This is a genomic window from Sediminicoccus sp. KRV36 (genome assembly GCF_023243115.1).
Lineage (GTDB): Bacteria > Pseudomonadota > Alphaproteobacteria > Acetobacterales > Acetobacteraceae > Roseococcus.
This window is the reverse complement of sequence record NZ_CP085081.1, coordinates 2,426,269-2,450,427: the sequence shown is the minus strand read 5'-3', so window position 1 is coordinate 2,450,427 and position 24,159 is coordinate 2,426,269. Positions and strand designations below refer to the sequence as shown.

Below are 24,159 nucleotides of genomic sequence, written 5' to 3'. Positions count from 1 at the left end.
CCGGTGACTTGGCCCGCCAGCCGGGCTACCCATCGCGCCATGTTCGAATTTCCGCAGATTGATCCCGTCGCCATCCAGATCGGCCCGATCGCCATTCGCTGGTATGCGCTGGCCTATATCGCCGGCATCGTGCTGGGCTGGCGCCTGCTGCGGCGGCTGGCCGCAGCACCGCCGCAGGCCGCCACACCCGCGCAGGTGGATGACTACATCACCTGGGCCACGCTCGGCATCATCCTGGGCGGGCGGCTGGGCTATGTGCTGTTCTACCGGCCCGGGCATTACCTGTTTCACCCGCTGGAAGCGCTGATGGTCTGGCAGGGCGGCATGGCCTTCCATGGCGGCGCGCTGGGCGTGATCATCGCCACCCTGCTGTTTTGCCGCAGCCAGAAGCTGAACCCGCTGGTGCTGGGGGACCGCGTGGCCGTGGTGGTGCCCATCGGCCTGTTCTTCGGGCGGCTGGCCAATTTCATCAATGGCGAGCTTTGGGGCCGGGCGGCCGATGTGCCCTGGGCCATGGTCTTCCCGACCGACCGCCTGCAGATCCCCCGCCACCCGAGCCAGCTTTACCAGGCCGGGCTGGAGGGCCTCGCCCTGTTCGCGCTCATGCTGATCCTCTGGAGCAATCCGGCCAATCGCGCGCGCACCGGCCTGCTGACCGGCGCGCTGCTGGCGGGCTATGGCGTGGCGCGGCTGCTGGGCGAGTTCTTCCGCGAGCCGGATGCGCATCTGGGCTTCCTGCTGGCCCTTGGACCAGGAGGGGGCGCGACCATGGGGCAATTGCTGAGCCTGCCGATGGTGCTGGCCGGCGCCTGGCTGATCTGGCGCGCACGCCGCGCCTGATGCAGCGCCTGGACGCCTTCATGGCCGAGGCCGCCGCCGCCTATTACGCGCAAGGCGAAGGCATCGGCCGGGATTTCACCACGGCACCTGAAATGAGCCAGGCCTTCGGCGAATGCCTGGGCCTCTGGGCCGCGGTCACCTGGCAGAACATGGGCGCGCCAAGCCGCGTGATCCTGGCCGAACTGGGCCCCGGGCGCGGCACGCTGATGGCCGATGCGCTGCGGGCGGTGGACCAGATGATGCCGGAATTCGGCCGCGCGCTGGAGCTGCATCTGGTCGAGACCTCGGCGGCGCTGCGGCAGGCCCAGGCGGGAAAACTCGGTCCGCGCGTGGCCGGCTGGCACGGTGCGGCCGGGGCGCTGCCGCCTGGCCCGGCCATCATCCTCGCCAATGAGTTCTTCGATGCCCTGCCCATCCGCCAGTTCATCCGGCGCGCCGATGGCTGGCGGGAACGCTTCGTGGCGGAAGGCGCCTTCATGGAGCAGCCCAGCGACCACGCCGAGGCGGCCCCCGAAGGCAGCATCCGCGAGGTGAGCGAAGCCGCCCGCGCCACCATGGCCCTGCTGGCCGCGCGCCTCGCGGCACAGGGCGGCGCCTTGCTGGCGCTGGATTACGGCCCGGCCGAAAGCGGCTTCGGCGATACGCTCCAGGCCCTGCGCGACAATGCGCCCTGCGACCCGCTGGCCGCACCTGGCCTCGCTGACATCACCGCCCATGTGGATTTCGCGGCCCTCGCTGCCGCCGGGCGCGCGGCGGGGGCGGCCAGCCATGGCCCGCTGCCCATGGGGGTTTTTCTGCAACGCCTCGGCCTCATGGCGCGCAGCGCGATGCTGGCGCAGAGCGCGCCCGCCCAGGCTGGCAGCATCCTGGGTGCGGCACAGCGGCTTGTGGCGCCCGAGGGCATGGGGCGGCTGTTCAAGGCGCTGTGCATCGCGCACCCTGCACTCCCCACCCCAGCCGGATTCGATGCCTGATGGCCGAGTTTCTCACCCATGCAGGCCTCGCGGCGCGGCATGGTTTCTTCACGCGGCGCGGCGGCGTTTCCACCGGTGCCTATGCCGCCCTGAATTGCGGGCTGCGCAGCGAGGATGACGCGGCCGCCGTCGCCGAGAATCGCGCCCGCGCGGCCATGGCACTTGGCGCGGCCCCCACGGCGCTGCGCGCCCTGCGCCAGGTGCATGGCGCGACGGTGGTGGAGGCCGGCCCGGCCTGGGATGCCCTGCCCGAGGCCGATGCCATGGTCACGCGCGCACCCGGCATCGCCCTTGGCATCGTCACGGCCGATTGCGCCCCCGTGCTGTTCCATGATGCGCAGGCCGGCGTGGTCGGCGCGGCGCATGCCGGCTGGAAGGGTGCGGTGACCGGCGTGCTGGAAGCGACCATCGCCGCGATGGAAGCCCTGGGCGCCAGCCGCGGCGCGATCAGCGCGGTGGTGGGTCCCTGCATCGCCCAGGCCAGCTACGAGGTGCGGGCCGATCTGCGCGACGCGGTGGATGACCCGCGTTTTTTCACCCCCGGCAAGGATTCCGCGCATTTCCAGTTTGACCTGGCCGGCTATTGCAAGGCGCGGCTGCTGGCGGCGGGCGTGCGCGGCGCGGCCCTGGGGGCCGATACGCTGGCCGACGAAGCCCGGTTCTTCAGCCACCGCCGGCGCACCCTGGCCGGGGGCGGGCCGCTTGGTCACCAACTCTCCGCCATCATGCTATGAGGCGCGCATGCCCTATCTCATCATGTTCATCCTGCTCTTCATCGTGACGATGATGGTTTCCTGTGTTTTCGCGTAGGGCCGCGCTGGCGGCGCTTCTGGCGCTCTCAGCCTGTGGCGGTTTTCCGCAGCCGCATCGCGGCAATCCGGGCGGGCTGGCGGGGGGCTTGCGCATCCCGCTGGCCGTGCGCCTCGCCATCCCGCCCCCGCCCGAGGCGCTGCTGACCGATGACGCCGCCCTTCGCTACGCCGAGGCGGTAAGCGAGGCGCTGCAAGCCGTGGATGTCCCGGCCACGGCCACGGCCACGCCGCTGCCGCTGGACTGGCGCCTGATCATCACGGCGCAGAATACCGGCGCCATCGTCATCCCGCGCTACGTCATCACCAATGCCGATGGGCAGGAGCAGGGCGCCGTCGCGGGGCCGCCCGTGCCCGCACGCGCCTGGGCCGAGGCGAGCACGCCCACCCTGCAAGCCGTAGCCCAACAGGCCAGCCCGCGCGTCACGCAGATGCTGCTCTCGGTCCAGGCGGCCCGTGCCTCGGCCGATCCGGCGGCGATCCAGGCCGGACCGCCGCGCCTGCGGCTGATCCCGGTGCGCGGCGCGCCGGGCGATGGGAATATGGCGCTGACCGCGCGCCTGCGGGAGTTCCTCGGCAATCGCGGCTATGTCGTGCAGGACGTCGCGGATGGCGCGTCCTTCGCCGTGACGGCCGAGGTCAGTGTCGTCGCGGCCGGGCCTGGGCTGCAGCGCGTGGAAATCCAATGGATCGTCTCGCGGCGCGATGGGTATGAACTGGGCCGCGTCCTGCAATTGAACGAGATTCCGACGGGCGCGCTGTCGCGCGCCTGGGGCGATATCGCCTATGCCGCGGCGGAAGAAGCGGCGGGGGGTGTGCAGACCATCATCCGCAATGCCACCTCCCCCGGATGAGCGGCTTGCGTCTCGTGAAGTTTACAGCGCGCCGATGTGCGGCTATCGCTGCCTCGCCAGCCAACAGGGGTGACATGGCCCGATGAAGATCGTCGCGTGCAACAGCAACCTGCCCCTGGCGCAAGCCGTGGCCGACAAGATCGGCATTCCGCTGACCAACGCCTCCATCCGCCGCTTCGCGGATATGGAGATCTTCGTCGAAATTCATGAAAACATCCGGGGCGAGGATGTCTTCGTCATCCAGTCCACCAGCTACCCGGCCAATGACCACCTGATGGAATTGCTGATCACGCTGGATGCGCTGCGCCGCTCCTCGGCGCGGCGGGTGACGGCCGTGGTGCCCTATTTCGGCTATGCCCGGCAGGACCGCAAAAGCAGCCCACGCTCGCCCATCTCGGCCAAGCTGGTGGCCAATCTGATCACCCAGGCCGGTGCGGACCGCGTGCTGACGATGGATCTGCATGCGGGGCAGATCCAGGGCTTCTTTGATATTCCGGTGGATAACCTCTACGCGGCGCCACTGTTCGCGCGAGACATCGCCGAGCGTTTCAAGGGCCGTGAATTGATGGTGGTCAGCCCCGACGTGGGCGGCGTGGTGCGCGCGCGCGCCATCGCGCAGCAATTGCACACGGACCTCGCCATCATTGACAAGCGCCGCCCCCAGGCGGGCGTCTCCGAGGTGATGAACGTGATCGGCGATGTGGCCGGGCGGCATTGCATCATCGTGGATGACATCATCGACAGCGGCGGCACGCATTGCAACGCGGCCGAGGCGCTGATGAAGAACGGTGCCAAATCCGCCAGCGTCTATGTGACGCACGGCGTCTTCTCGGGTGCTGCGGTCGAGCGCGTGGGGAAATCACCCATCGAGATGATGATCGTCACCGACAGCATCGCGGCGACACCTGCCGTGCAGGGGGCGCGCAACATCCGCCAATTGCCCATCGCACCGCTGCTGGCCGAGGCGATGCGGCGCATCAGCGAGGAACGCTCCGTCTCGTCGCTCTTCTGCTAGTGGTCGGGTCCTGTCGTCCGCTTGGCGGGCGGCGGGTGAAGCGGCCCACCAACACAGGAAAAGGCTCCGCCCCATGAAGCTCTTCTATTCGCCAGGTGCCTGCTCCATCGGCATCCACGTGATCCTGGAGGAGATCGGCAAGCCGTTCGAGACGCAGGTGGTCTCCACCCGCGATGGCTCCAACAAGAAGCCGGAATACCTCGCCATCAATCCCAAGGCGAAGATCCCCGCCTTGCTGCGCGATGACGGCACGGTGCTGACGGAATTCCCGGTGATCGCCTGGTGGCTGGCCAAGGCGAACCCGATGTCCAGCCTCATTCCCGTCGAGTTCGATGCCGAGGCGCGGACGCTGGAATGGATGGACTACCTCTGCGGCACGGTGCATCCGCAAGCCTTCACCCGGCAATTCCGCCCCGGCAATTTCGCCAAGGACGCCGAGGATGAGCCACGCGTGATCGCCCAGGGCAAGGCGCTTGCCGAGGGCTACCTGGCGCTGGTCGAGAGCCGGCTGGCCGGGCAGCCCTGGCTGATGCAATCCGGCTACAGCGTGGCCGATTGCGCACTGTTCTTCATCACCGGCTGGGCCAGCGGGCGCGCTGGCATGACGCTGCCGCCCAAGCTTGCCGCGCATCATGCGGCCATGCTGGCGCGGCCGGCCGTGCAGCGCGCCTTGGCGCGCGAAACCAAGTGAAGCCCCAGCGCGCCCCGGCGCGCGAAGCAAAGCCAGAAGGAAACCAGACCATGAAGCTGTTCTATGCCCCCGGCGCCTGTTCGCTCGGCATCCATGTCCTGCTCGAGGAAAGCGGCGCCAGCTTTGAGCCGACGCTGCTGAACCTGCGCGAAGGGGCCCAGTTCAAGCCGGAATTCACCAGCATCAACGCGAAGTCCAAGGTGCCCACGCTGGTGCGCGATGATGGCTCCGTGCTGACGGAATTCACCGCCATCGCCTATTGGATCGCGGCCAAGTATCCGGCGGCGAAGTTGATGCCCGCCACGGCCGAAGCCCAGGCGACGGCGCTGGAAGCGACGGATTACGCGGTGGCCACCATGCACATGCAGGGCTTCTCCCGCATGTTCCGCCCGGTGAATTTCGCACCCAGCGAGGCGGATCACGAAGCGGTGAAGGCGCGTGGCCTTGAGATCTACAACAAGGGCCTGGCCTGGCTCGATCGCGCCCTCGAAGGCCGTGACTATGTGGCGGGTGATTTCAGCTTCGGTGATGCGGCACCCTTCTACGTCACCTTCTGGGCGGCTGAGCGCCTGAAGCTCGACCTGCCGAAGAACGTGGCGGCCCATTACGCCCGCATGAAGGCGCGGCCGGCCGTGCAGCGCGTGATGGCGCGCGAGGGCCTCGTGTGACAACGCGACGGAAAACGTCGTGATCCTCTTCGTCTCCGCGCGGACATCGAGCCTCGCCTGCCGGCTCGCCTTCATCCTCGCCGGCTTGCCCGGCGAGGTGCGGGACCTCAGCCTGCGCGGGGGCGAGCACAAGACGCCCGAGATGCTGGCCATCAACCCCAAGGGCCAGGTGCCGGCCTTGTTGCTGGACAGCGGCGAGACCATCACGGAAACGCCGGCCATCATGCTCGCCATCGGCGAGATGGCGCCGGAGAGCGGCCTGATCCCGGCCGGGCGCGTCCAGCGCTGGCAGGTGATGGAATGGCTCTCCTGGTACGCCTACCAATTCCCGCGCGCCTTCCAGCCGGCCTTTCGCCCCGCGATTTTCGGCCCGCCCCCGGCCGAGAACCAGATCCGCGAAGGCGGTTTGAAGCGCGTAGGCGAGGTGCTGGAATTCCTGGAATCCGGCCTCGCTGCGCGGGACTGGCTGGTGGGCACGCAACTCACCGCGGCCGACCTGACCGCCGCCATGACCACTACCTTTGCGGGGTTTGTCGGCATGGTGCCGCCCGATGCGCTGATGGCGCATCGCAAGCGCGTCTTTGCCATCCCCGCCCTTGCCGAAACCCTGAAGGCCGAAGGCTTCGCCGCATGATGCTCAACCCCATCCCCTTCTGGTTCCTGCGCCATGGCGAGACGGATTGGAACGCGGAGGGGTTGAGCCAGGGCCAGACCGACATCCCGCTTAACAAGGTCGGCCAGATGCAGGCCGAGCGCGCCGCACGCACGCTCGCCGGCACCCGGATCTCCACCATCGTGGCGAGCCCCTTGAGCCGCGCCCGCGTGACGGCGGAGACGGTGGCCGCCACCCTCGGCCTGCCCGTGCAGCTCGATGACGAGCTGATGGAAGTGAATTTCGGCGAGCAGGAAGGCAAGCCGATGGGCGATTGGTATGATGACTGGATCGCCGATACCTACACGCCCCTGGGCGCCGAGCCCTTCGCGGCGCTCCGTGCCCGCGCCGTGCGCGCCATCAACCGCGCGACCGCGTTGTCCGGCCCGGTCCTCGTAGTGGCGCATGGCGCCTTGTGGCGCGCCTTCCGCTATGAGGCGGGACTGCCCTCCAATGTGCGCACGCCCAATGCGCTGCCGCTTTTCGCCCAGCCCGGCCCGGGCAGCTGGACGCTGGACGCCCTCGAACTCGCCCCGGAGAGCTGAACATGGCCAAGGCGGAACCCGGCTGGCAACTCATCAAGGGCGGGCGCCTGACCGACCCTGGCCTGAGCCGCGCGGCGGTGACCGATATCCTGATCCAGGACGGCATCATCCGCGAGGTGGGCGAGAATCTCACCGCCCCCGAGGGCACGCGCATCGTGGATGCCAGCACCAATCTGCTGCATCCCGGGCTGATCAACGCCCACACCCACGGCCATGGCGGCCTGGCCCGCGGCCAGGGCGACCGGATGAGCCTGGAGACGCTGCTCGCCGCCGCCCCCTGGATCGGCGGCAACCGCAACCTGCAGGACAAGCGCCTCTCCACCCTGCTCTGCGCGGCCGAGATGGTGGCGAAGGGCTGCACCGCCGCCTATGACCTGACGATGGAGGTCCCCCTCCCCACGGTAGAGGGGCTGGATGCCGTGGCCGATGCCTATGCCACCGTCGGCATGCGCGCGCTGATCGCCCCCATGGTGGCGGATCGTTCGCTGTATGAGGCCATTCCGGGGCTGATGGATGCGCTGCCGGACAAGCTGCGCGCCGAGGCCGAGAAGATCAGGTTCCGCCCCTGGCAGGAAACCATCGCCGTGATGGATGCGGCGCTGCGCGACTGGCGCTGGAATGCCGAGGATATCCGCTTCGCCGTGGCACCGACCATCCCGCATCATTGCAGCCAGGAATTCCTCTGCGGCTGCCGGGACCTCGCGCGGAAATACAATGTCGGCCTGCACAGCCATGTCGGTGAGAGCAAGGTGCAGGCGGTGGTCGGCATGCAGAAATACGGCATGACGCTGGTGCATTACATGGACAGCCTGGGCCTGATCGGCCCCGATTTCACCGTGGCGCATGGCGTCTGGCTGGATGATGATGATTTCCGGCTGCTGGCGGATCGTGGCGCCTCCATCGCGCACAACCCGGCTTCCAACATGAAGCTCGGCAACGGGATGTTCCGGCTGAAGCGCGCGCTGGAGCTGGGCGTGAACATCGGCATCGGCACGGATGGCGTCTCCAGCGGCGACAATGGCAACATGTATGAGGCGATGCGCCTGGCGGCCTTCACCTCCCATGTGCAAAAGCCCGACCCTTACGAATGGGCGACGGCGGAGCAGGTGTATCGCGCCGGCACCATCGGCTCCGCGCGGGCGCTTGGCATCCCGGATGTGGGCGCCATCGCGCCGGGCATGAAGGCCGATATCGTTTTCCTCGACCTGCACAAGACGCAATGGATGCCGCACAACGCGACCATCAACCAGATGATCCACGCCGAGGACGCGACCGGCGTGCGCCATGTGATGATCGGCGGGCGCTTCGTCTATCGTGATGGCCGCCACACCACGCTGGACATGGCAAAGCTGGCCGATGAGGCGGAGGCGGCGCGTGCCCGGCTGGAGGCGGCGGCCATCCAGGGCAAGGCGCTGTTCGATGCGCTGGAACCGGTGGTGGCCAGCTTCTGCTCGGGCCTCGCCGCGCGGCCCTATCACCTCAGCCGCTACATGTGCGACGCGCCCAATTCCGGCCTCTGAGGCGATCCCCGAACGGGGTGTTTTCCGCCCTTGGGTGCCGGGGTTGGACGGCCGGCGCGATCCAGCGGCATCCGCGTTCGATTCCTGATCCGCATGCTGCACTGCGGCATGAGTTTTGCTGATATTCCGGCTCAACCTTCTCAGGCCGGGAAATCTTCATGTTTCGTCGCTCTCTCCTGCCCCTTCTCGCGGCACCCGCGCTCGTGTTCCGCGCACAAGCACAAGCCGCCTGGGTGCCGGAACGGCCCATTCGCATCGTTGCCCCCTTCGCCGCCGGCGGTGCCGCCGATGTCATGGCGCGCTTCATGGCCGATGAACTGGGGCCGCTGCTGAACCAGCAGGTGGTGGTCGAGAACCGGACCGGCGCTGGTGGCGCGGTGGGCACGGAATTCGTCGCGCGTGCCCGGCCGGATGGATACACGCTGGTCTGCTCGGGCCAGGCGACGCACGGCATCGTTCCCGTCCTCACGCGGTTGAGCTTCGATCCGGCGACGGACACCACACCCATCGCGAATTTCGCGGGCGTGCCCGCAGTGCTGATCGTGAACAATGAATTGCCCATCCGCAGCGTGGCCGAATTCATTGCCTATGTCCGCGCAAGGCCGGGCTTGCTGGCCTATGGCTCGGCGGGGATTGGCGCCTCCACGCACATGGCCATGGCGCTGCTGGCGCAGAAGACGGGGCTGGACATGACGCATGTGCCCTATCGCGGCACGGCGCTGGCTATGCCCGACCTGATGGCCGGGCGGCTTGGCGCGATCGCCGACAATATTCCGGGTGCCCTGGCTTTCATCCGGGACGGGCGCGTGCGGGCGCTGGGCGTCTCGACGCCGGTGCCGCTGGGCGTGCTGCCGGATGTGCCCAGCATTTCCGCCACGGTCCCCGGTTATGACGTGCTGAACTGGTATGGCCTGCATGGCCCGGCCGGCCTGCCGGCCCCCATCGTCACCACGCTGCATACGGCCATCCAGACGATCCTGGCGCGCCCCGCCTTCCGCGCCCGGCTTGCGGCACAGGGCACGGAAGCCTTGCCGATGAGTACGGCCGAATTCGCCGCCTATGTGGCGCGGGATCGTGCCCAATGGGCCGAATTGCAGCGCGCGACGGGGTTGCGGGCTGATTAATTTAAAAGCGGAACGTTTTTCCCTTTTGTCATGTGCCTGAGCGGAGTATATCCAACTCGCCAAGTAGGATTTACGCCGATGGAACTCTCCCGCCGGGGCATTGCCCTCGCTACCGCTGCCCTGCACGTCGCTGCCATGAACCGCGCCGCCCGCGCGGAAGGCATCGCTGGGCAGGCGCCGATCCGCAGCGCGACAAAGGTGGCCAAGGCCAGGACCGCCTCACAGGACGGCGCCAAGTCGAAGGGCTGAAGCGCCGCCCCTTCCCTGGCGGGCGCGCGCGGCCCCACCTGCCTGGCAGAACCGAATGTTGCGCGCATCCACTAGAACATGATGCGGCGCAGCATCCGCCGAATGGATTGGCAGACATAATCCGTTAATTCTGTGCCTTTGCCGTCGCGCTGCATCTCGGATGCATTGCACGTTCAAAGCCGCCTCGCAGGCATCCCGGATGCCGTGCCGAACCCATAAATCCGAATAAAATTCTGATCGGTCAGGCTCTTATGGGAGGACGCGGAAGCAGCGTCGCCGTCCTGACCCGCGCTTGCCCCACCAGCCCGCCGCGTTACAGCAGCCCGCCCAGCACCTGGCCGCCCGCCATGGGGTGTGGCGCGCCCGTCGTCTCCGGGAAGCTGATCGGCAGGCCGCGCGCGGTGCGGGCGGCGAGCACGGCAAAGCACTGCGCCTCCAGCGCATCCCCATTCCAGCCGGCGACTTCCACCGGGCGCACCGGCTCGCTCAACGTGGCCGTCAGGGCTCGCATCAGGGCCGGGTTCCGCCGCCCGCCGCCGCCCACCAGCCATTGCATGGGGGGCTCGGGGAAGTGCCGCGCCGCTGCTGCCACGCAAACGGCGCAGAACGCCACCAGCGTCGCCGCGCCATCCTGGGGCGAGAGGAGATGCGCCCCGGCCTCGCGCAGGGCGCGGTCGAAATCCAGCCGGTCGAGCGATTTCGGCGGGCTCAGCGCCAGATAGGGATGCGCCATCAGCCGGCCCAGCACCACGCCATCGGCCTGGCCGGCCAGTGCCAGATTGCCGTCCTTGTCATAGTCGCGCCCCAGGGAACGCTTGGCCCAGTCATCCAGCGGCCCATTGGCCGGGCCGGTATCAAAGGCCAGCAGCTCACCCCCGGCCCCCAGATAGGTGACATTCGCAACCCCGCCGAGATTGAGCACGGCCAGCGGCTTGGGCAGGTTATGCGCCAGTGCGGCATGCGCGATCGGCACCAGCGGCGCCCCCTGCCCGCCCACTGCCACATCCGCGCTGCGGAAATCAAACGCCACCGAAAGGCCCGTCTCACGCGCCAGCATCCGCGCATCACCGATCTGCCAAGTGTAGCCGCGCGCGTTGCGCGAATCGCCGGGGCGCAGCGGCCGGTGCAGGATGGTCTGGCCATGGAAGCCGATCAGCTCCGCCTCCGGCAGCCCGGCCCGCGCGGCCTCCTGCTGGATGCGCAGGACGGCCGCGGCATGGCGCTCGGTCAGGCGGGCGGTGCAATCCAGCAGGAAGGGATCCTCTGGCGAGAGGCCCGGGGCCAGCTCCAGCAGCCGGCGCAGATCGCGCCGCAGCCCCGGGTCATAGGGTAGCGTCAGCGTGGGGCCGAGCAGGCCCACGCGTTCCCCATCCGTCTCGACCCAGGCAGCATCCACGCCATCGAGCGAGGTTCCGCTCATCAGGCCCACGATTCTCAACATGGGCTGATTGTGCTACGGCGCTGCGCGAAACGCCATTCGGGTCTCCATTGCATGTCAGCCTCAGATTTTCTCTCGATCATTCGCGAGCGCGGCTTCGTCCATCAGATGACGGAGGAAACCGCACTCGCCGCGCATTTCGCCAAGGGTCCGGTGACGGGCTATATCGGCTTCGACGCCACGGCCGATAGCCTGCATGTGGGCAGCCTGGTGCAGATCATGCTGCTGCGCTGGATGGCGCGGACCGGTAACCGCCCCGTCGTGCTGATGGGCGGCGGCACCACCAAGATCGGTGATCCATCGGGCCGGGATGAAACGCGCATGATCCTCACCGAGGAGCGCATCGCAGAGAACAAGGCCGGCATCCGCCGCGTGTTCGAGCCCTTCCTGACCTTCGGCGACACTCCCGGCACGGCGATGATGCTGGACAATGCCGAATGGCTGGACGCCCTCGCCTATATCCCCTTCCTGCGTGAGGTGGGCCGGCATTTCAGCGTGAACCGCATGCTGAGCATGGACAGCGTGAAGCTGCGCCTGGAACGGGACCAGCCGCTGACCTTCATCGAGTTCAACTACATGCTGCTGCAAAGCTATGATTTCGTGGAGCTGCGCCGCCGGCACGGTGTCACGCTGCAAATGGGCGGCAGCGACCAATGGGGCAACATCGTCATGGGCGCGGATCTGGTGCGCCGGATGGATCAGCAGGAGGCGTTCGGCATCACCACGCCGCTGATCACCTCGGCCTCGGGCGCCAAGATGGGCAAGACGGCGGCGGGTGCCGTCTGGCTGAACGCCGAGCGCGTCAGCCCCTATGATTACTGGCAATTCTGGCGCAACGCCGAGGATGCGGATGTGGGGCGGTTCATGGCCCTCTTTACCGAGTTGCCGATGGCGGAGGTGCGCCGCCTCGGCGCGCTCCAGGGTGCTGAGGTGAATGAGGCGAAGAAGATCCTCGCCACCGAAGCCTGCGCCCTGCTGCATGGCCGGGCGGCGGCCGAAGCCGCGGCAGAAACCGCGCGCCAGGCCTTTGAGCAAGGCACGGCCGCCGAAAGCCTGCCCAGCATCGCCCACGCGCTGCCTGCCTCGCTGGCGGACCTGCTGGTCAGCGCGGGGCTGGCCGCCAGCAAGGGCGAGGCGCGGCGCCTGGTTGCCCAGAACGGCGTGCGGCTGAACGACGCCGCCGTCAGTGACGCGGCCATGAGCGTGACCGAGAGCGACCTGCGGGACGGCGCGGCCAAGCTCTCGGCCGGGAAGAAGAAGCACGTGCTGGTCCGCGCGGGCTGAACACGCGCGGGGCCATACCTGCTCTCAAACGGGCGCCGAGCCCTCAGCGGCCACCTGCGAAGAAGCACGGGCTGCGGCGGGCGTAATCGCGCAGCGCCGGCGGCAGCGGCACCGTCTGGTCGCCCGCTGAAAGCCGCGCGCGCCCGGCGGTGGACCATTGCGCCGGCAGGATGTCGGGGTCGGCAAAGCTGCCGCTGACCCGGATGGGGATATCCAGCGCGAAGCTGCCCGTCGTCTGCCGATGGCTGCCAATGATCAGGTCCAGCCGCTGGCGGTTGAGGTCAAACGACGCCATCCCGCTGATCATTCCATTGGCCGAGCGCAGCCGCATCGGCGCCACCTCGCCCACACCCGCGCGCATATCCAGCACGGCGATCATGCAGGAAAGCCGCACCCGCCCGCGCGCCGTGCGAAACAAGGCGCGCAGGTCGGTCGTGGTCATCTCGATCACCTCCCGCGCGATGCTCCCGCCCGACATCGCCAGCACCGCCGAGACATGCGCCCCGCGTGCGGCCGCGTTCAAGCTTCGGCCACGGCCCGTGACGGCCAGCCGGCCCTCGATCCGGCCCGAGATGGGCAATTCGCGGATGCCAAAGGCGCGGCGCAGGGCTTCCAGGTCGCCCTCGGTCATCGTGACATCGGCCGCGACCTGGAGGTCATCTTCATCCGCCTCCAGCCGGCCGGTTGCGCTGATCCGGGCGCCGAAGGCCTGCATGGAAAGCGTCTCCACGCGCACCTCGCCAGGGACCAGGGAAGCGACCAGCCGCGCCTCGCGCGCATGGAGCGCGTCATACAGCAGTTCATTGGCACTCATCCGCAGTTCGATCAGCGGATCGGGCGCGGTGAAGACGGCGAGCGGGAGATCGGCCTCGCCCTCCTGGCCGTGGCCGCCCGCGCGCAACAACCGGTTGAGATCGAGCTTCGTGAAGGCGAGGTCCATGGCCAGCGCATCCGGCTCGCCGCGCGGGCCTTCGGTGAAGCGCAGCAGGCTGCCGGTGAAGGGGGCGCCATCGGCCTGCCCCTCCAGCGTGGTCATGCGCCAGACATCGCCCTGGCGGTCCAGCGTGCCGGCCAGTTCGATGGCGATATCGGGCACGCCCTCCATCCCGGCGCCGCCCAGTGCCAGCAATGTCGCGGGGCTCGGCGCGCGCAGTTCCAGCCTGCCCTGCACGGCATCGAAATTCAGCGGGTCCGTGCTGGAGCCGATCAGCGTGAGGCTCGTCTCACCGGCCATGGCGCTCAGATCAAGGCCAAAAGGGCTGCCGGCCTCGCGCAGGGCGGCGATGCTGCCCAGCGGGCCTTCGAGCGTGATCGGCACGCCGTTGTACGTGCCTGTCGCCTGCAACAGGATGGGCGCGTTCTCATCCCCCGCGGTCAGGCTCGCCGTCTCCAGCCGCGTCGGCAGGATCAGGCCGCCCGTGGTGCGGAAGATGACTTCGCTGCCGGCGATGCGGATGGCGTCAAACAGCGGGATCTGGCGACGATGGGCCGGGCTGCCGGCGGGTCCGGCCTCACGCGCGGGCCCGAAATGCCAATTTGCTTCGCGCGCCGCATTGCGCTCCAGCAGCACCGAAAGCCCCTCGACCCGCGCCTCGCGCAGCACCGGCGTGCCATGCAGCAGCGCCATGAGATCCAGTTCGGCCGAGAGCGCATCGAGGCGCAGCATGTCGTCGCGCGTGCCCCCCTCGATATTGGCGAGCTTCACGCCCCGCAGCACGACGCCAAGCCGCTCGCCGGGCGTGATCCGCAGGCTTTCGATGGTAACGGGCCGGCCCAGCATGGTGCTCGCGCGGTCCGCCGCCAGATGCGCCAGTTCGAGGCGGGGCAGCAGGAACCAGGCGCCAACGGGCAGGCTCAGCAGCAGCAGGAGCAGGCCGGCAACCCCAAACAGGACCCTCCACCAGACGGGCATGGGGGCCTTGGCGGGCGGCTTGGCTTCGGCTGGCGTCTCGGTATCGCTCATGGCGCCTCCATACCCCAATTCCTTCGGGACGGGGATGGCTGGCGCGCGGCGCGCAATCCGCCACACTCAACCCGCATTTCCCCGAGGGCCCGATGGACATCGCATTCTTCCACCCACCCACACCCGGCGAGAGCCGCCCCTTCACCCGCGCCGTGCGGGCCGGCGGCCTGGTCTACGTCTCCGGCCATTCAGCCCCGCATGACCCGGCCCAGGGCATTCATCGCGGCGCCACGCCGGCCGAGGAGGTGCGCAATTCCCTCGCCTTCATCGCGGGCCTGCTGTCCGAAGCGGGCAGCAGCCTGGAGCGCGTGGTGCAGGTGACCATGCTGATCACCGACCGCGCGGATTACGCCGCCTGCAACGCTGAATATGTGAAGCATTTCCCGGGCGGCCTGCCGGCGCGGCACACCGTGCTGTTCGGCGTGCCGACCGAGGCGCGCGTGGGCTTCGCCTGCGTGGCGCTGGCGGGTTGAGCCGCACCGGGCCAGGACACGGAACAGCTCAATGAGCCTGCGCCACGGCCTGGAAATCCGTGCCGCGACGGCGGCCGAGGCCCCTGGCCTCGCCATCCTGCTGGCCGAGGCCGGGCTGCTCATCGAGGCGCGTGACCTGGCGGAACGGATCACGGCGCTGCGCCAGGGCAGCGCCACGGCCCTGGTCGCGCTGCAATGGGGGCCGCCCAGCGGCCTGGTCCTGATGCACTGGTACCCGACGCTGGCGGCGGCCAGCCCCGTGGCGCAGATCACGTGCCTGCTGGTGGGCGAGGAGCAGCGGCGCATGGGGATCGGCCGGCTGCTGCTCAAGGGCGCCGCGCAGGCCGCGCGCGTGGCGGGCTGCACCCGGATGGAGATCGCGGCGGCGGCAGAGTCGCCATCGCTGCAAGCCTTCTGCCGCGCCACCGGCTTCGTCGAGGCTGGGCCCGGCTTTTCCCGCTCCCTGCGGAAGCAGGGGTAAGCCGCAGGCTGGCCATCAGCTGGCGGGGCGCTGCGCCACATCCCTGGCGCGGCGGCCCCAGGGGTGCGAGACTTGCGGGTAGGGAGAACCAATCCATGGCCGAAGCCAGCCTCATCATCCGTGGCGGGACCATCGTGGACGGCACCGGGGGCGCGCCCTTCGAGGCCGATCTGGTGGTCTCGGGCAGCACCATCGCCGCCATGGGCCGCAACCTGACCGTGCCCCGCGGCACGCCGGAAATTGATGCGCGCGGGCACCTGGTCACGCCCGGCTTCGTGGATATCCACACGCATTACGACGCCCAGGCCACCTGGACCTCCGAGATCCTCTCCTCCTCGCTGCATGGCGTGACGACGGCGCTGCTCGGCAATTGCGGCGTCGGCTTCGCGCCCTGCCGGCCGGAAAGCCGCGACATGCTGGTGAAGCTGATGGAGGGCGTGGAGGACCTCCCCGAGGTCGTCCTCACCGAGGGCCTGCCCTGGAACTGGGAGAGCTTCCCCGAATACCTCAACGCCCTGGAAGCGCGTCCCTATGACATGGATATCGCAACCCAGGTGCCGCATGCCGCACTTCGCGTGCATGTCATGGGGCGCCGTGGCTTCGAGCGTGAGCCCGCCAATGCCGAGGACCGCGCCGAAATGGCCCGCCTGGCGCGGGAGGGGATCGCGGCCGGCGCGCTCGGCTTCTCCACCTCGCGGGCCATCGCGCACAAGACGCTGGCGGGTGAGCCCACGCCCACACTGGGGGCCGCCGAGATCGAGCTGGCCGAGATCGCGGCGGGCTTGGGCGGCGGCTGGATGCAGCTCATCTCCGATTTCGACGACCCGGCGGAGGAAGAGTGGGACAGGCTGATGCGCATCGCCCGCATCGCCAGGCGGCCGATGACCTTCTCGCTGTTGCAGCGCGAATCCCGGCCGGATTTCTGGCGCTGGATCCTGGATCAGGTGAGCATCGCCAATGCCGAAGGAATCCCCGTCACCGGCCAGGTGATGGGCCGCCCGGTCGGGCTGATGTTCGGCTGGGAACTCTCGCAGCATCCCTTCCTGACGCGCAGGGGCTTCCAGGAGGTGGCCCACCTGCCCATCGCCGAACGCGCCGCCGCCCTCAGCGACCCGGGCCGCCGGGCCCGCATCCTGGCCGAGCCGACGGAGCCCGCCCTGCGCGCGCGGCTCAACAACTACGCGCGCATCTACAAGCTGACGCCGGATTACGAGCCACCGCCCGAGGCCAGCGTGCTGGAACAGGCGCGGCTCCTGGGCCGCGAGCCCGAGGATCTTTGCTATGACTGGATGCTGGAGGAAGGTGGCCGTGCCATCCTCAACCGCCCCCTGCTGAACTATGCCGATGGCAATCTGGATGCGATCCGCGAGATGGTGACCCACCCCCACACGCTGATGGGCCTGGGCGATGGTGGCGCGCATGTGGGCTATATCTGCGATGCCTCCGCACCCACCCACATGCTGACGCATTGGGCGCGGGACCGGGCGCGCGGCGGCAAGCTGGCCGTGGAATTCGTGGTGAAGCGCCTGGCCGCCGACAATGCGCGCGCCCTGGGGCTGCATGATCGCGGCATCCTCGCCGAAGGTCTGCGCGCCGACATCAACGTGGTGGATTTCGGGAACCTCGCGATCGAGCGGCCGAATATGCGCTACGACCTCCCAGCCGGCGGCAAGCGCCTGGTGCAGGGGGCGCGCGGCTATCGCGCCACACTCTGCGCGGGCGCGATCGTGCATGAACATGGAAAGGCCACGGGCGCCCTGCCCGGCCGGCTGATCAGGGGAGCAAAACGATGAGCGCCACCGATTCACGCCTCCGGGCATGCGCCCTCCAGCGAGCGGAGGCGATATGACCCACGATCTCGTCATTCGCGGCGGCCGCATTCTGGATGGAACCGGCGCGCCGGGCTTCATCGGCGATGTCGCCATTCAGGGCGGCCAGATCGTCCAGCTGGGCGAAGTGCCCGGCAAGGGCGCCGAGGAAATCGACGCGACCGGCCTGTTGGTCACACCCGGCTTCGTGGATATCCATACGCATTATGACGGCCAGGCGGTGTGGGACAGTCACCTCGCCCCCTCGGCCTGGCATGGCGTCACCACGGCGCTGATGGGCAATTGCGGCGTCGGCTTCGCACCCTGCCGCGCCGAGGATCGCGAGACCCTCATCGCGCTGATGGAAGGCGTCGAGGACATCCCCGGCCCCGTGCTGCATGAGGGGCTGAACTGGTCCTGGGAGAGCTTCCCCGAATATCTCGATGCGCTGGAACGTAAGCCGCGCGACATTGATATCGGCGCCCTGCTGCCGCATGGCGCGCTGCGCGTGCATGTGATGGGGGAACGCGCGCTGCAGCTGGAGAACGCCACCCAGGGCGAGATCGGCCAGATGCGCGCCCTCACCGCCGAGGCCGCCGCCGCCGGCGCCTTCGGGGCCAGCACCAGCCGCACCATCAGCCACAAGACGCTGGCGGGCGACCCCACGCCCACGCTCAAGGCCCAGGAGGATGAGCTGATTGGCATCGCCGCCGGCCTGACCGAGGGCGGTGGCGGCCTCCTGGAAATGGTTTCCGACTGGAACACGCCGGACCCGGCCACGGAATTCGCCATGGTGCGGCGCGTCGCCGCCGCCTCGGGCCGGCCCATCGTGTTCTCGCTGACCGCGCGGCATGACCGCACCGAGGCGTGGCGCGAACTCCTCGCCATGTCTGACGAGGCGGCCGAGAATGGGCTGGATATCCGCCCCGTCTTTCCGCCGCGCCCCATCGGGATTTTGCTGGGCCTGGTCGGCTCGCAAAACCCCTTCTCCGGCTGCCCCTCCTACAAGGAGGTGGCGCATCTGCCGCCCGCCGAGCGCGCCGCCGCCTTGCGCGAACCCGCCCGCCGCGCGCGGATCCTCAGCGAGGACCGCATCGCCGGCTCCAACTTCCCGCTCATCACGCGCCTGCACTGGGCGCGCATGTTCCCCTTCGGCGCCCCGCCCGACTACGCGCCCCCGCGCGAGAAAAGCCTGGAAGCCCAGGCGCTGCGTGAGGGCCGCAAGCCCGAGGAAGTCGCCTATGACCTGTTGGCCGAGGGCCAGGGCGAAAACTTCATCTTCGCGCCGCTGACCAATTTCGCGGATTACACGCTGGATGCCTCAGCCGAATGCATGCGCCACCGCAACGCCATCATCGGTCTTTCCGATGGCGGCGCGCATGTCGGCTTCATCTCCGATGGCAGCTTCCCGACCTTCGTGCTGATGCACTGGGCCAGGCGCGGCTTTCCCATCGAGGAACTCATTCGCCGCCAAACCAGCGACACGGCGCGCGCCATGGGCCTCCATGACCGCGGCGTGCTGGCGCCCGGCTACCTTGCTGATCTCAACCTGATCGCCGAGGGGGAATTGGGGCTGCTGCCGCCGCGCATGGTGCATGACCTGCCGGCCGGCGGGCGGCGCCTGTTGCAGGCGCCGAGCGGCTACCGCGCCACCATCAAGCGCGGCGTGGTCACCTATCGCGATGGCGTGGCCACGGGCGCCTTGCCCGGGCGTCTGCTCAGGCGGGGCCGGCCTTAAGCGCCGCGATTTCCGCCTCCAGCGCCACCACGCGCAATTCCAGCGCCTCGGCATGGGCGCGCGCGCGGCGGGCCACTTCCATGGCGGCGTCGAGATCCTCGGCGCGGGCCAGTTCCAGGCGGCGCACCATCGCCTCGGCCTGGGCGCGGGCCATGGCTTCCATCTCGGCGCGTAGCCCCGCGATCATGGAAAAGGCGCCCCCGGCCATTCCGGCCAGATCATCCAGTCGCTGGCGACCATCCTTGAGCATGAGACCCCTCCTTGCTGCGTTGCGGCTCTGGCTATAACCCAGGCGCATGATTCTCGTCACCGGCGGCGCCGGCTTCATCGGTTCGAACCTGGTTGCAGCTCTCACCGCCCGAGGTGAAGAGGTGGTGGTGCTGGACTGGCTCGGCAATGGCGAGAAGTGGCGCAATCTGGAAGGCGCCATCCTGGCCGGGCTGCTGCCACCGACCCAGGTGGAGGCCGCCCTGGCCATGCAGCCGCGCGCCGTGCTGCATCTGGGCGCCATCAGCGCCACGACCGAGACGGATGGTGACCTTGTGGCCGCCTCCAACCTGACGCTCTCGCTCAGATTATGGGATTGGTGCGCGGCGCATGGCGTGCCCTACATCTATGCCTCCTCCGCCGCGACCTATGGCGATGGCGAACAGGGCTTCGCCGATGAGGAAACGCCCGAGGGCCTCTCGCGCCTCAAGCCGCTGAATCTGTACGGCTGGTCCAAGCACGCCTTTGACCGCCGGGTGGCGCAGATGCTGCAACTCGGCCGCCCGAAGCCGCCGCAATGGGCCGGGCTGAAATTCTTCAACGTCTATGGCCCGCGTGAGGGCCATAAGGGCCGCATGGCGAGCGTGGCGCTGCACAAATACCGCGAGATTCTCTCCGGCGCGCCGGCGCGGCTTTTCGCCTCGGACCGCGCTGGCATCGCGGATGGCATGCAGCAGCGTGATTTCGTGAGTGTCACCGATTGCGTGCGCGTGATGCTCTGGCTGCTGGACAATCCCGGTGTCTCGGGCCTGTTCAACTGCGGCAGCGGGCAGGCGCGCAGTTTCCTGGACCTGACACGCGCCGTCTTCGCCGCGCTGAACCTGCCCGAGCGGATAGAATTCATGCCGATGCCCGCCGATCTGCGCGGGAAATACCAATATTTCACCGAGGCGCCGATGAGCAAGCTGCGCCAATCCGGATACCCGCATCCACCGACATCGCTGGAGGAGGGTGTGGCGGAATACGTCGCCTGGCTGCAGGAATCCGCCGCGGGCTGATTCACGCCTTTGGTGAAGACACCAAAGCCGATCAGGCACCGCCAGAGACTGATTCACGCCTTTGGTGAAGACACCAAAGCCGATCAGGCACCGCCAGAGACTGATTCACGCCTTTGGTGAAGACACCAAAGCCGATCAGGCTCTACTTCCCCCGAAACACCGCCTTGCGCTTCTCATTGAAGCTCGCAATCCCCTCATGCCGATCCTCAGTGCCGACCAGGCGGTTATAGGCCTCGATCTCGAAGCGAAAGCCGGTGCGCAAGTCCATCTGCAGCCCGTAATGGATGCTCTTCTTGGCCTGTCGCACCGAAAGCGGCGCGTTCTCGGCGATGCGTTGCGCCGTCTCCAGCGCGGCCGGCAGCAGCGCTTCCGCCGGATAGACCGCGTTGAGTATCCCCCAATCCAGCGCCTGCTGCGCGGTGAAGGGCCGCCCGGTCAGGATGATCTCCTTCGCCCGTCGCTCGCCCACCGCACGCGGCAGGTTTTGCGTGCCGCCGGCACCCGGCATGATGCCGATGGTGACCTCCGTCAGCGCAAAGCGTGCCGTCTCGGCGGCATAGGCGAAGTCGCTCGCAAGCACCATCTCCAGGCCGCCCGCATAGGCATGGCCATTCACCGCGGCGATGACCGGGATGGGGCAATCCATCAGCGCCCAATAGGCGCGCTCGAAGATCTCGTGCTGGGCCTGCCAGGCGGCATCGCTCATGCCTAGGCGCTCCTTCAGATCCCCGCCCGCGCAGAAGGCCCGCCCTCCGGCCGCGGTGAAGATCACGCAGCGAATGCCGCGCGCATCCTCGGTCAGCGCCGTCCAGAGTGCCAGCAGATCCCGCCCCATTTGCGTGTTCAGCGCGTTCGCCACCTCGGGTCGGTTCAGCCGGACGACAAGCAGATGCGGCGTGGCTTCCTCCAGCGTGAGGGTCTCGAATTCGGGCAGGTCGCGCATGGGGTTTCCTCGATCACGGCGCCGGATTGGACGCGGACGAAGCCCCTTGCGCAAGGCCGCCTGGAAACCCTAATGCAGGTGTCTCAGGGAGTGAAACAAATGATCCAGCGTCGCGCCGCACTTGCGGCCCCTTTCCTTCTTGCCGCCGCATCCGCCAACGCCCAGCCGGCCTGGCCCAATCGCAGCGTGCGCGTGGTGGTGCCCTGGCCGCCTGGCCAGGCGACGGATCTGGCCGCGCGCATCGCCGCACAACGCCTGACGGAAACCCTCGGCCAGCCTTTCGTCGCGGAAAATCGCGCAGGTGCGGGCGGCATGATCGGCACGGATGCCGTGGCCAAGGCAGCACCGGATGGCTACACGCTGCTCGCCGCATCCACCGGCCCGCTTGTCACCTCGCCGCTAGTGCAGCGCACCTCCTACAATGCCGAGCGTGACTTCACCGAAATCGCCATCACCGGCATGTCGCCCTACCTGCTGGTGGTGCCGCCGAACTTCCCCGCCAACACGGCCGAGGAATTTCTGGCCCTGCTGCGGGCGCGCCCCGGGCATTACAGCTTCTCCTCCTCGGGCACCGGCGCCACGGCGCATATCGTCGCCGCCTGGTTCCATTCGCTCGCCCAGGTGGATGTGGTGCATGTGCCCTTCGCCGGCAGCGGTCCTGCGCTGACGGCCGTGGTCGGCGGGCATGTCAGCTACTCGGTCGAGACCCTGGCCGCGACCGGCCCGCTGATCCGCAATGGCAGCCTCAAGGCGCTGGGCATTTCCTTCAAGAATGGCTCGACGCTGGTGCCGGATGTGCCCCCGCTGGCCCGCCTGCCGGGGATGCAGGATTACGACGCCGGCGCCTGGATCGGCCTGATGGCACCCGCCGGCACGCCGCGCCCGATCATCGACCGGATTGACGCCGAGATCAGCCGCGCCATGCAGGGCGGCGACATGCGCGACCGCCTGGTCACGGCCGGGCTGGAGCCGGTTTATCATGGCCCGGATGGCATGCGGGAATATGTCACCAATCAGCGCCGCGGCTTCGGCGCCGCCATCCGCGCCGCCAATATCCGCATCGAGGGCTGAGATGATCCAGCGCCGCAGTCTGCTCGCCGCCCCCGCCCTGCTGGCCGCGGACGGGGCCATGGCCCAAGCCGCCTACCCCAACCGCCCCGTGCGCGTGGTGATCCCCTGGCCACCCGGCCAGGCGACGGATCTCGCCGCCCGCGTCATGGCGATGCGCCTCACCGAGACGCTCGGCCAGCCCTTCGTGGCGGAGAATCGCGCAGGTGCCGGTGGGCTGATCGGCACAGATGCCGTCGCCAAGGCCACGCCCGATGGCTACACGCTGCTCGCCGCATCCACCGGCCCCATCGTCACGTCGCCCCTCGTGCAGCGGACGCCCTTCAATGCCGAGCGGGATTTCGCGCCCATCGCCATCACCGGCATCGCGCCGCTGATCCTGGTGGTGCCGCCCAACTTCCCCGCACAGAATGCCGCCGAGTTCATCGCCCTGCTCAAGGCCAATCCCGGGCGCTACACCTTCTCCTCGTCCGGCACCGGAGCGACCGCGCATATCATCGCCTCCTGGTTCCACGCGCTGGCGGGTGTCGAGGTGGTGCATGTGCCCTTCGCCGGCAGCGCGCCTGCACTGACGGCCGTGATGGGCGGGCATGTGAACTACTCCATCGAGACGGTGGCCGCCGCCGGTGCCGCGGTGCGCAACGGGCAACTCCGCGCCCTGGGCATCAGCTTCAAGAATGGTTCCTCGCTCGCACCCGGCATTCCGCCGCTGGCCGCGCTGCCGGGCCTCTCCGCCTTTGATGGTGGCGCCTGGATCGGCCTGATGGCGCCCGCCGGCACCCCCGCCGCCATCATCGAGCGCCTGGATGCCGAGGTGGCCCGCGCCATGCAGCTGCCCGAAATCCGCGAGCGTGTGGCGGCCTCCGGGCTGGAGCCCGATTACCGGGGCGCCGCCGCCATGGCGACCTACATCACGACCCAGCGCGCCGCCTTCGCCGAGGCGATCCGCGTCGCCAATATCCGCATCGAAGGGTGACGGCACGATGATGCAGCGCCGCCTCCTTGGGCTCGGGCTTTCCGGCCTGTTGCTGGCACCGCGCCTGGCGCGTGCCAGCACGACGGTCCGCGTGATGACCTCGGGCGCCTTCACGGCACCCTATCAGATCCTGGGGCCGCGCTTCGAGGCTGCCACGGGCCATCGCCTGGCCACGGCACTCGGCCCTTCCATGGGGCAGGCGCCCGATGCCATTCCCCAGCGCCTTGCGCGGGGCGAGGTGGCGGATGTGGTGATCCTGGCGCGCGGCTCGCTCGATGCGCTGGTGCGGGCGGGCCATGTGCGGCCCGGCAGCGAGGTGGACCTGGTGCATTCCGCCATCGCCATGGCGGTCCGCGCGGGCACGCCGCATCCGCGCATCGGCACGGTGGAGGAGTTCCGCCAGACGCTGCTGAACGCCGCCAGCATCGGCTATTCCTCCAGCGCCAGCGGCGTCTATCTCTCCACCGAACTCTTCGCGCGCCTCGGCATCACGGAGCAGATGGCCGGCAAGGCCCGGCAATTTCCCCGCTGGGTCGGCCGCGAAGTCGCCAATGGCGTGGTGGAGCTGGGCTTTCAGCAGACCAGCGAATTGCTGCCCATCCCGGGCATCGAGATCGTCGGGCCCCTGCCCGCGCCGATCCAGCGCGTCACCACCTTCTCGGCCGGCATCGGCACGCGCTCGGAGCAGCCGGAGGCCGCCCAGGCGCTGATCCGCTTCCTGGCCGCCCCCGCCGCCCACCAGACGATCCGCGAAGCCGGGCTTGACCCGGCCAGCGCCTGA

Annotated in this window: 25 protein-coding genes; 21 read left to right on the top strand and 4 right to left on the bottom strand. The window is 68.8% G+C overall.

The window, feature by feature from the left end:
* The first annotated feature begins 39 nt into the window (after positions 1-39).
* From lgt to LHU95_RS11355, 12 genes are all read left to right on the top strand, one after another.
* Complete coding sequence (gene lgt / locus LHU95_RS11410; protein WP_248711480.1) at positions 40-840, top strand: prolipoprotein diacylglyceryl transferase; 801 nt, start codon at positions 40-42, stop codon at positions 838-840.
* Positions 840-1,814: an SAM-dependent methyltransferase gene (locus LHU95_RS11405; protein ID WP_248711479.1), complete on the top strand. Its 975-nt coding sequence runs from the start codon at positions 840-842 to the stop codon at positions 1,812-1,814. The genes lgt and LHU95_RS11405 overlap by 1 nt, the downstream gene beginning before the upstream one ends.
* Positions 1,814-2,548 carry a peptidoglycan editing factor PgeF gene (pgeF, locus tag LHU95_RS11400; protein WP_248711478.1) on the top strand — a complete coding sequence of 245 codons (735 nt, stop codon included), beginning with the start codon at positions 1,814-1,816 and terminating at the stop codon, positions 2,546-2,548. Before LHU95_RS11405 ends, pgeF begins: the two co-directional genes overlap by 1 nt.
* Positions 2,549-2,610: 62 nt before the next feature.
* Positions 2,611-3,477: a hypothetical protein gene (locus tag LHU95_RS11395; protein WP_248711477.1), complete on the top strand. Its 867-nt coding sequence runs from the start codon at positions 2,611-2,613 to the stop codon at positions 3,475-3,477.
* Positions 3,478-3,559: 82 nt separating this feature from the next.
* Positions 3,560-4,492, top strand: coding sequence for a ribose-phosphate pyrophosphokinase (locus tag LHU95_RS11390; RefSeq protein ID WP_248711476.1), 933 nt, complete (start codon positions 3,560-3,562; stop codon positions 4,490-4,492).
* 73 nt (positions 4,493-4,565) lie between these two features.
* The gene (locus tag LHU95_RS11385) at positions 4,566-5,183 is read left to right on the top strand and encodes a glutathione S-transferase C-terminal domain-containing protein (RefSeq protein ID WP_248711475.1); all 618 of its coding nucleotides are present in this window, start codon (positions 4,566-4,568) and stop codon (positions 5,181-5,183) included.
* 50 nt (positions 5,184-5,233) lie between these two features.
* Positions 5,234-5,851 carry a glutathione S-transferase N-terminal domain-containing protein gene (locus tag LHU95_RS11380; protein ID WP_248711474.1) on the top strand — a complete coding sequence of 206 codons (618 nt, stop codon included), beginning with the start codon at positions 5,234-5,236 and terminating at the stop codon, positions 5,849-5,851.
* Positions 5,852-5,870: 19 nt separating this feature from the next.
* Complete coding sequence (locus tag LHU95_RS11375) at positions 5,871-6,485, top strand: glutathione S-transferase family protein (protein ID WP_248711473.1); 615 nt, start codon at positions 5,871-5,873, stop codon at positions 6,483-6,485.
* Positions 6,485-7,048, top strand: coding sequence for a histidine phosphatase family protein (locus LHU95_RS11370; protein ID WP_248711545.1), 564 nt, complete (start codon positions 6,485-6,487; stop codon positions 7,046-7,048). The genes LHU95_RS11375 and LHU95_RS11370 overlap by 1 nt, the downstream gene beginning before the upstream one ends.
* 2 nt (positions 7,049-7,050) lie before the next feature.
* Positions 7,051-8,568, top strand: coding sequence for an amidohydrolase family protein (locus LHU95_RS11365; protein WP_248711472.1), 1,518 nt, complete (start codon positions 7,051-7,053; stop codon positions 8,566-8,568).
* Between the two features lie 158 nt (positions 8,569-8,726).
* Positions 8,727-9,692 carry a tripartite tricarboxylate transporter substrate binding protein gene (locus tag LHU95_RS11360; RefSeq protein ID WP_248711471.1) on the top strand — a complete coding sequence of 322 codons (966 nt, stop codon included), beginning with the start codon at positions 8,727-8,729 and terminating at the stop codon, positions 9,690-9,692.
* A 78-nt stretch (positions 9,693-9,770) separates the two neighbouring features.
* Positions 9,771-9,941, top strand: coding sequence for a hypothetical protein (locus LHU95_RS11355; protein ID WP_248711470.1), 171 nt, complete (start codon positions 9,771-9,773; stop codon positions 9,939-9,941).
* Between the two features lie 313 nt (positions 9,942-10,254).
* Here LHU95_RS11355 and LHU95_RS11350 read toward each other — a convergent pair whose 3' ends face one another.
* Positions 10,255-11,379: an anhydro-N-acetylmuramic acid kinase gene (locus tag LHU95_RS11350; RefSeq protein ID WP_248711544.1), complete on the bottom strand. Its 1,125-nt coding sequence runs from the start codon at positions 11,377-11,379 to the stop codon at positions 10,255-10,257.
* Between the two features lie 54 nt (positions 11,380-11,433).
* Here LHU95_RS11350 and tyrS point away from each other — a divergent pair, with 54 nt between their 5' ends.
* Positions 11,434-12,663, top strand: coding sequence for a tyrosine--tRNA ligase (tyrS, locus tag LHU95_RS11345; protein ID WP_248711469.1), 1,230 nt, complete (start codon positions 11,434-11,436; stop codon positions 12,661-12,663).
* 43 nt (positions 12,664-12,706) lie between these two features.
* Here tyrS and LHU95_RS11340 read toward each other — a convergent pair whose 3' ends face one another.
* Positions 12,707-14,626, bottom strand: a complete 1,920-nt coding sequence (locus LHU95_RS11340) for an AsmA-like C-terminal region-containing protein (protein ID WP_248711468.1) — start codon at positions 14,624-14,626, stop codon at positions 12,707-12,709.
* A gap of 92 nt (positions 14,627-14,718) precedes the next feature.
* Between LHU95_RS11340 and LHU95_RS11335 the strand changes: the two genes are divergently transcribed.
* From LHU95_RS11335 to LHU95_RS11320, 4 genes are all read left to right on the top strand, one after another.
* On the top strand, positions 14,719-15,099 hold the full coding sequence (locus LHU95_RS11335; protein WP_248711467.1) for a RidA family protein: 381 nt from the start codon (positions 14,719-14,721) through the stop codon (positions 15,097-15,099).
* Between the two features lie 31 nt (positions 15,100-15,130).
* Positions 15,131-15,580, top strand: a complete 450-nt coding sequence (locus LHU95_RS11330) for a GNAT family N-acetyltransferase (RefSeq protein ID WP_248711466.1) — start codon at positions 15,131-15,133, stop codon at positions 15,578-15,580.
* A gap of 95 nt (positions 15,581-15,675) precedes the next feature.
* Positions 15,676-17,373, top strand: coding sequence for an amidohydrolase family protein (locus LHU95_RS11325; RefSeq protein ID WP_248711465.1), 1,698 nt, complete (start codon positions 15,676-15,678; stop codon positions 17,371-17,373).
* Between the two features lie 52 nt (positions 17,374-17,425).
* On the top strand, positions 17,426-19,126 hold the full coding sequence (locus LHU95_RS11320; RefSeq protein ID WP_248711464.1) for an amidohydrolase family protein: 1,701 nt from the start codon (positions 17,426-17,428) through the stop codon (positions 19,124-19,126).
* Here the strand turns inward: LHU95_RS11320 and LHU95_RS11315 are convergent.
* Complete coding sequence (locus tag LHU95_RS11315; protein WP_248711463.1) at positions 19,107-19,376, bottom strand: accessory factor UbiK family protein; 270 nt, start codon at positions 19,374-19,376, stop codon at positions 19,107-19,109. The genes LHU95_RS11320 and LHU95_RS11315 overlap by 20 nt on opposite strands.
* Positions 19,377-19,422: 46 nt before the next feature.
* Between LHU95_RS11315 and rfaD the strand changes: the two genes are divergently transcribed.
* The gene (rfaD, locus tag LHU95_RS11310) at positions 19,423-20,391 is read left to right on the top strand and encodes an ADP-glyceromanno-heptose 6-epimerase (protein ID WP_248711462.1); all 969 of its coding nucleotides are present in this window, start codon (positions 19,423-19,425) and stop codon (positions 20,389-20,391) included.
* Positions 20,392-20,533: 142 nt separating this feature from the next.
* Here rfaD and LHU95_RS11305 read toward each other — a convergent pair whose 3' ends face one another.
* Entirely contained in the window at positions 20,534-21,334 is an 801-nt protein-coding gene (locus tag LHU95_RS11305) for an enoyl-CoA hydratase-related protein (protein ID WP_248711461.1), read from the bottom strand.
* A gap of 99 nt (positions 21,335-21,433) precedes the next feature.
* Here LHU95_RS11305 and LHU95_RS11300 point away from each other — a divergent pair, with 99 nt between their 5' ends.
* Genes LHU95_RS11300 through LHU95_RS11290 form a run of 3 tightly spaced genes read left to right on the top strand, consistent with a single transcriptional unit; the run spans position 21,434 to position 24,159 of the window.
* Positions 21,434-22,405 (top strand): tripartite tricarboxylate transporter substrate binding protein, encoded by a 972-nt coding sequence (locus LHU95_RS11300; protein ID WP_248711460.1) that lies wholly within the window; start codon positions 21,434-21,436, stop codon positions 22,403-22,405.
* Between the two features lies 1 nt (position 22,406).
* The gene (locus tag LHU95_RS11295) at positions 22,407-23,378 is read left to right on the top strand and encodes a tripartite tricarboxylate transporter substrate binding protein (protein ID WP_248711459.1); all 972 of its coding nucleotides are present in this window, start codon (positions 22,407-22,409) and stop codon (positions 23,376-23,378) included.
* Between the two features lie 10 nt (positions 23,379-23,388).
* Positions 23,389-24,159 carry a substrate-binding domain-containing protein gene (locus LHU95_RS11290; protein WP_248711458.1) on the top strand — a complete coding sequence of 257 codons (771 nt, stop codon included), beginning with the start codon at positions 23,389-23,391 and terminating at the stop codon, positions 24,157-24,159.

Coding starts and splice junctions, on each gene's coding strand:
- lgt (WP_248711480.1), top strand. CDS start 40: ATGTTCGAATTTCCGCAGATTGATCCCGTCGCCATCCAGATCGGCCCG.
- LHU95_RS11405 (WP_248711479.1), top strand. CDS start 840: ATGCAGCGCCTGGACGCCTTCATGGCCGAGGCCGCCGCCGCCTATTAC.
- pgeF (WP_248711478.1), top strand. CDS start 1,814: ATGGCCGAGTTTCTCACCCATGCAGGCCTCGCGGCGCGGCATGGTTTC.
- LHU95_RS11390 (WP_248711476.1), top strand. CDS start 3,560: ATGAAGATCGTCGCGTGCAACAGCAACCTGCCCCTGGCGCAAGCCGTG.
- LHU95_RS11385 (WP_248711475.1), top strand. CDS start 4,566: ATGAAGCTCTTCTATTCGCCAGGTGCCTGCTCCATCGGCATCCACGTG.
- LHU95_RS11380 (WP_248711474.1), top strand. CDS start 5,234: ATGAAGCTGTTCTATGCCCCCGGCGCCTGTTCGCTCGGCATCCATGTC.
- LHU95_RS11370 (WP_248711545.1), top strand. CDS start 6,485: ATGCTCAACCCCATCCCCTTCTGGTTCCTGCGCCATGGCGAGACGGAT.
- LHU95_RS11365 (WP_248711472.1), top strand. CDS start 7,051: ATGGCCAAGGCGGAACCCGGCTGGCAACTCATCAAGGGCGGGCGCCTG.
- LHU95_RS11360 (WP_248711471.1), top strand. CDS start 8,727: ATGTTTCGTCGCTCTCTCCTGCCCCTTCTCGCGGCACCCGCGCTCGTG.
- LHU95_RS11355 (WP_248711470.1), top strand. CDS start 9,771: ATGGAACTCTCCCGCCGGGGCATTGCCCTCGCTACCGCTGCCCTGCAC.
- tyrS (WP_248711469.1), top strand. CDS start 11,434: ATGTCAGCCTCAGATTTTCTCTCGATCATTCGCGAGCGCGGCTTCGTC.
- LHU95_RS11340 (WP_248711468.1), bottom strand. CDS start 14,626: ATGAGCGATACCGAGACGCCAGCCGAAGCCAAGCCGCCCGCCAAGGCC.
- LHU95_RS11335 (WP_248711467.1), top strand. CDS start 14,719: ATGGACATCGCATTCTTCCACCCACCCACACCCGGCGAGAGCCGCCCC.
- LHU95_RS11330 (WP_248711466.1), top strand. CDS start 15,131: ATGAGCCTGCGCCACGGCCTGGAAATCCGTGCCGCGACGGCGGCCGAG.
- LHU95_RS11325 (WP_248711465.1), top strand. CDS start 15,676: ATGGCCGAAGCCAGCCTCATCATCCGTGGCGGGACCATCGTGGACGGC.
- LHU95_RS11320 (WP_248711464.1), top strand. CDS start 17,426: ATGACCCACGATCTCGTCATTCGCGGCGGCCGCATTCTGGATGGAACC.
- LHU95_RS11315 (WP_248711463.1), bottom strand. CDS start 19,376: ATGCTCAAGGATGGTCGCCAGCGACTGGATGATCTGGCCGGAATGGCC.
- rfaD (WP_248711462.1), top strand. CDS start 19,423: ATGATTCTCGTCACCGGCGGCGCCGGCTTCATCGGTTCGAACCTGGTT.
- LHU95_RS11305 (WP_248711461.1), bottom strand. CDS start 21,334: ATGCGCGACCTGCCCGAATTCGAGACCCTCACGCTGGAGGAAGCCACG.
- LHU95_RS11300 (WP_248711460.1), top strand. CDS start 21,434: ATGATCCAGCGTCGCGCCGCACTTGCGGCCCCTTTCCTTCTTGCCGCC.
- LHU95_RS11295 (WP_248711459.1), top strand. CDS start 22,407: ATGATCCAGCGCCGCAGTCTGCTCGCCGCCCCCGCCCTGCTGGCCGCG.
- LHU95_RS11290 (WP_248711458.1), top strand. CDS start 23,389: ATGCAGCGCCGCCTCCTTGGGCTCGGGCTTTCCGGCCTGTTGCTGGCA.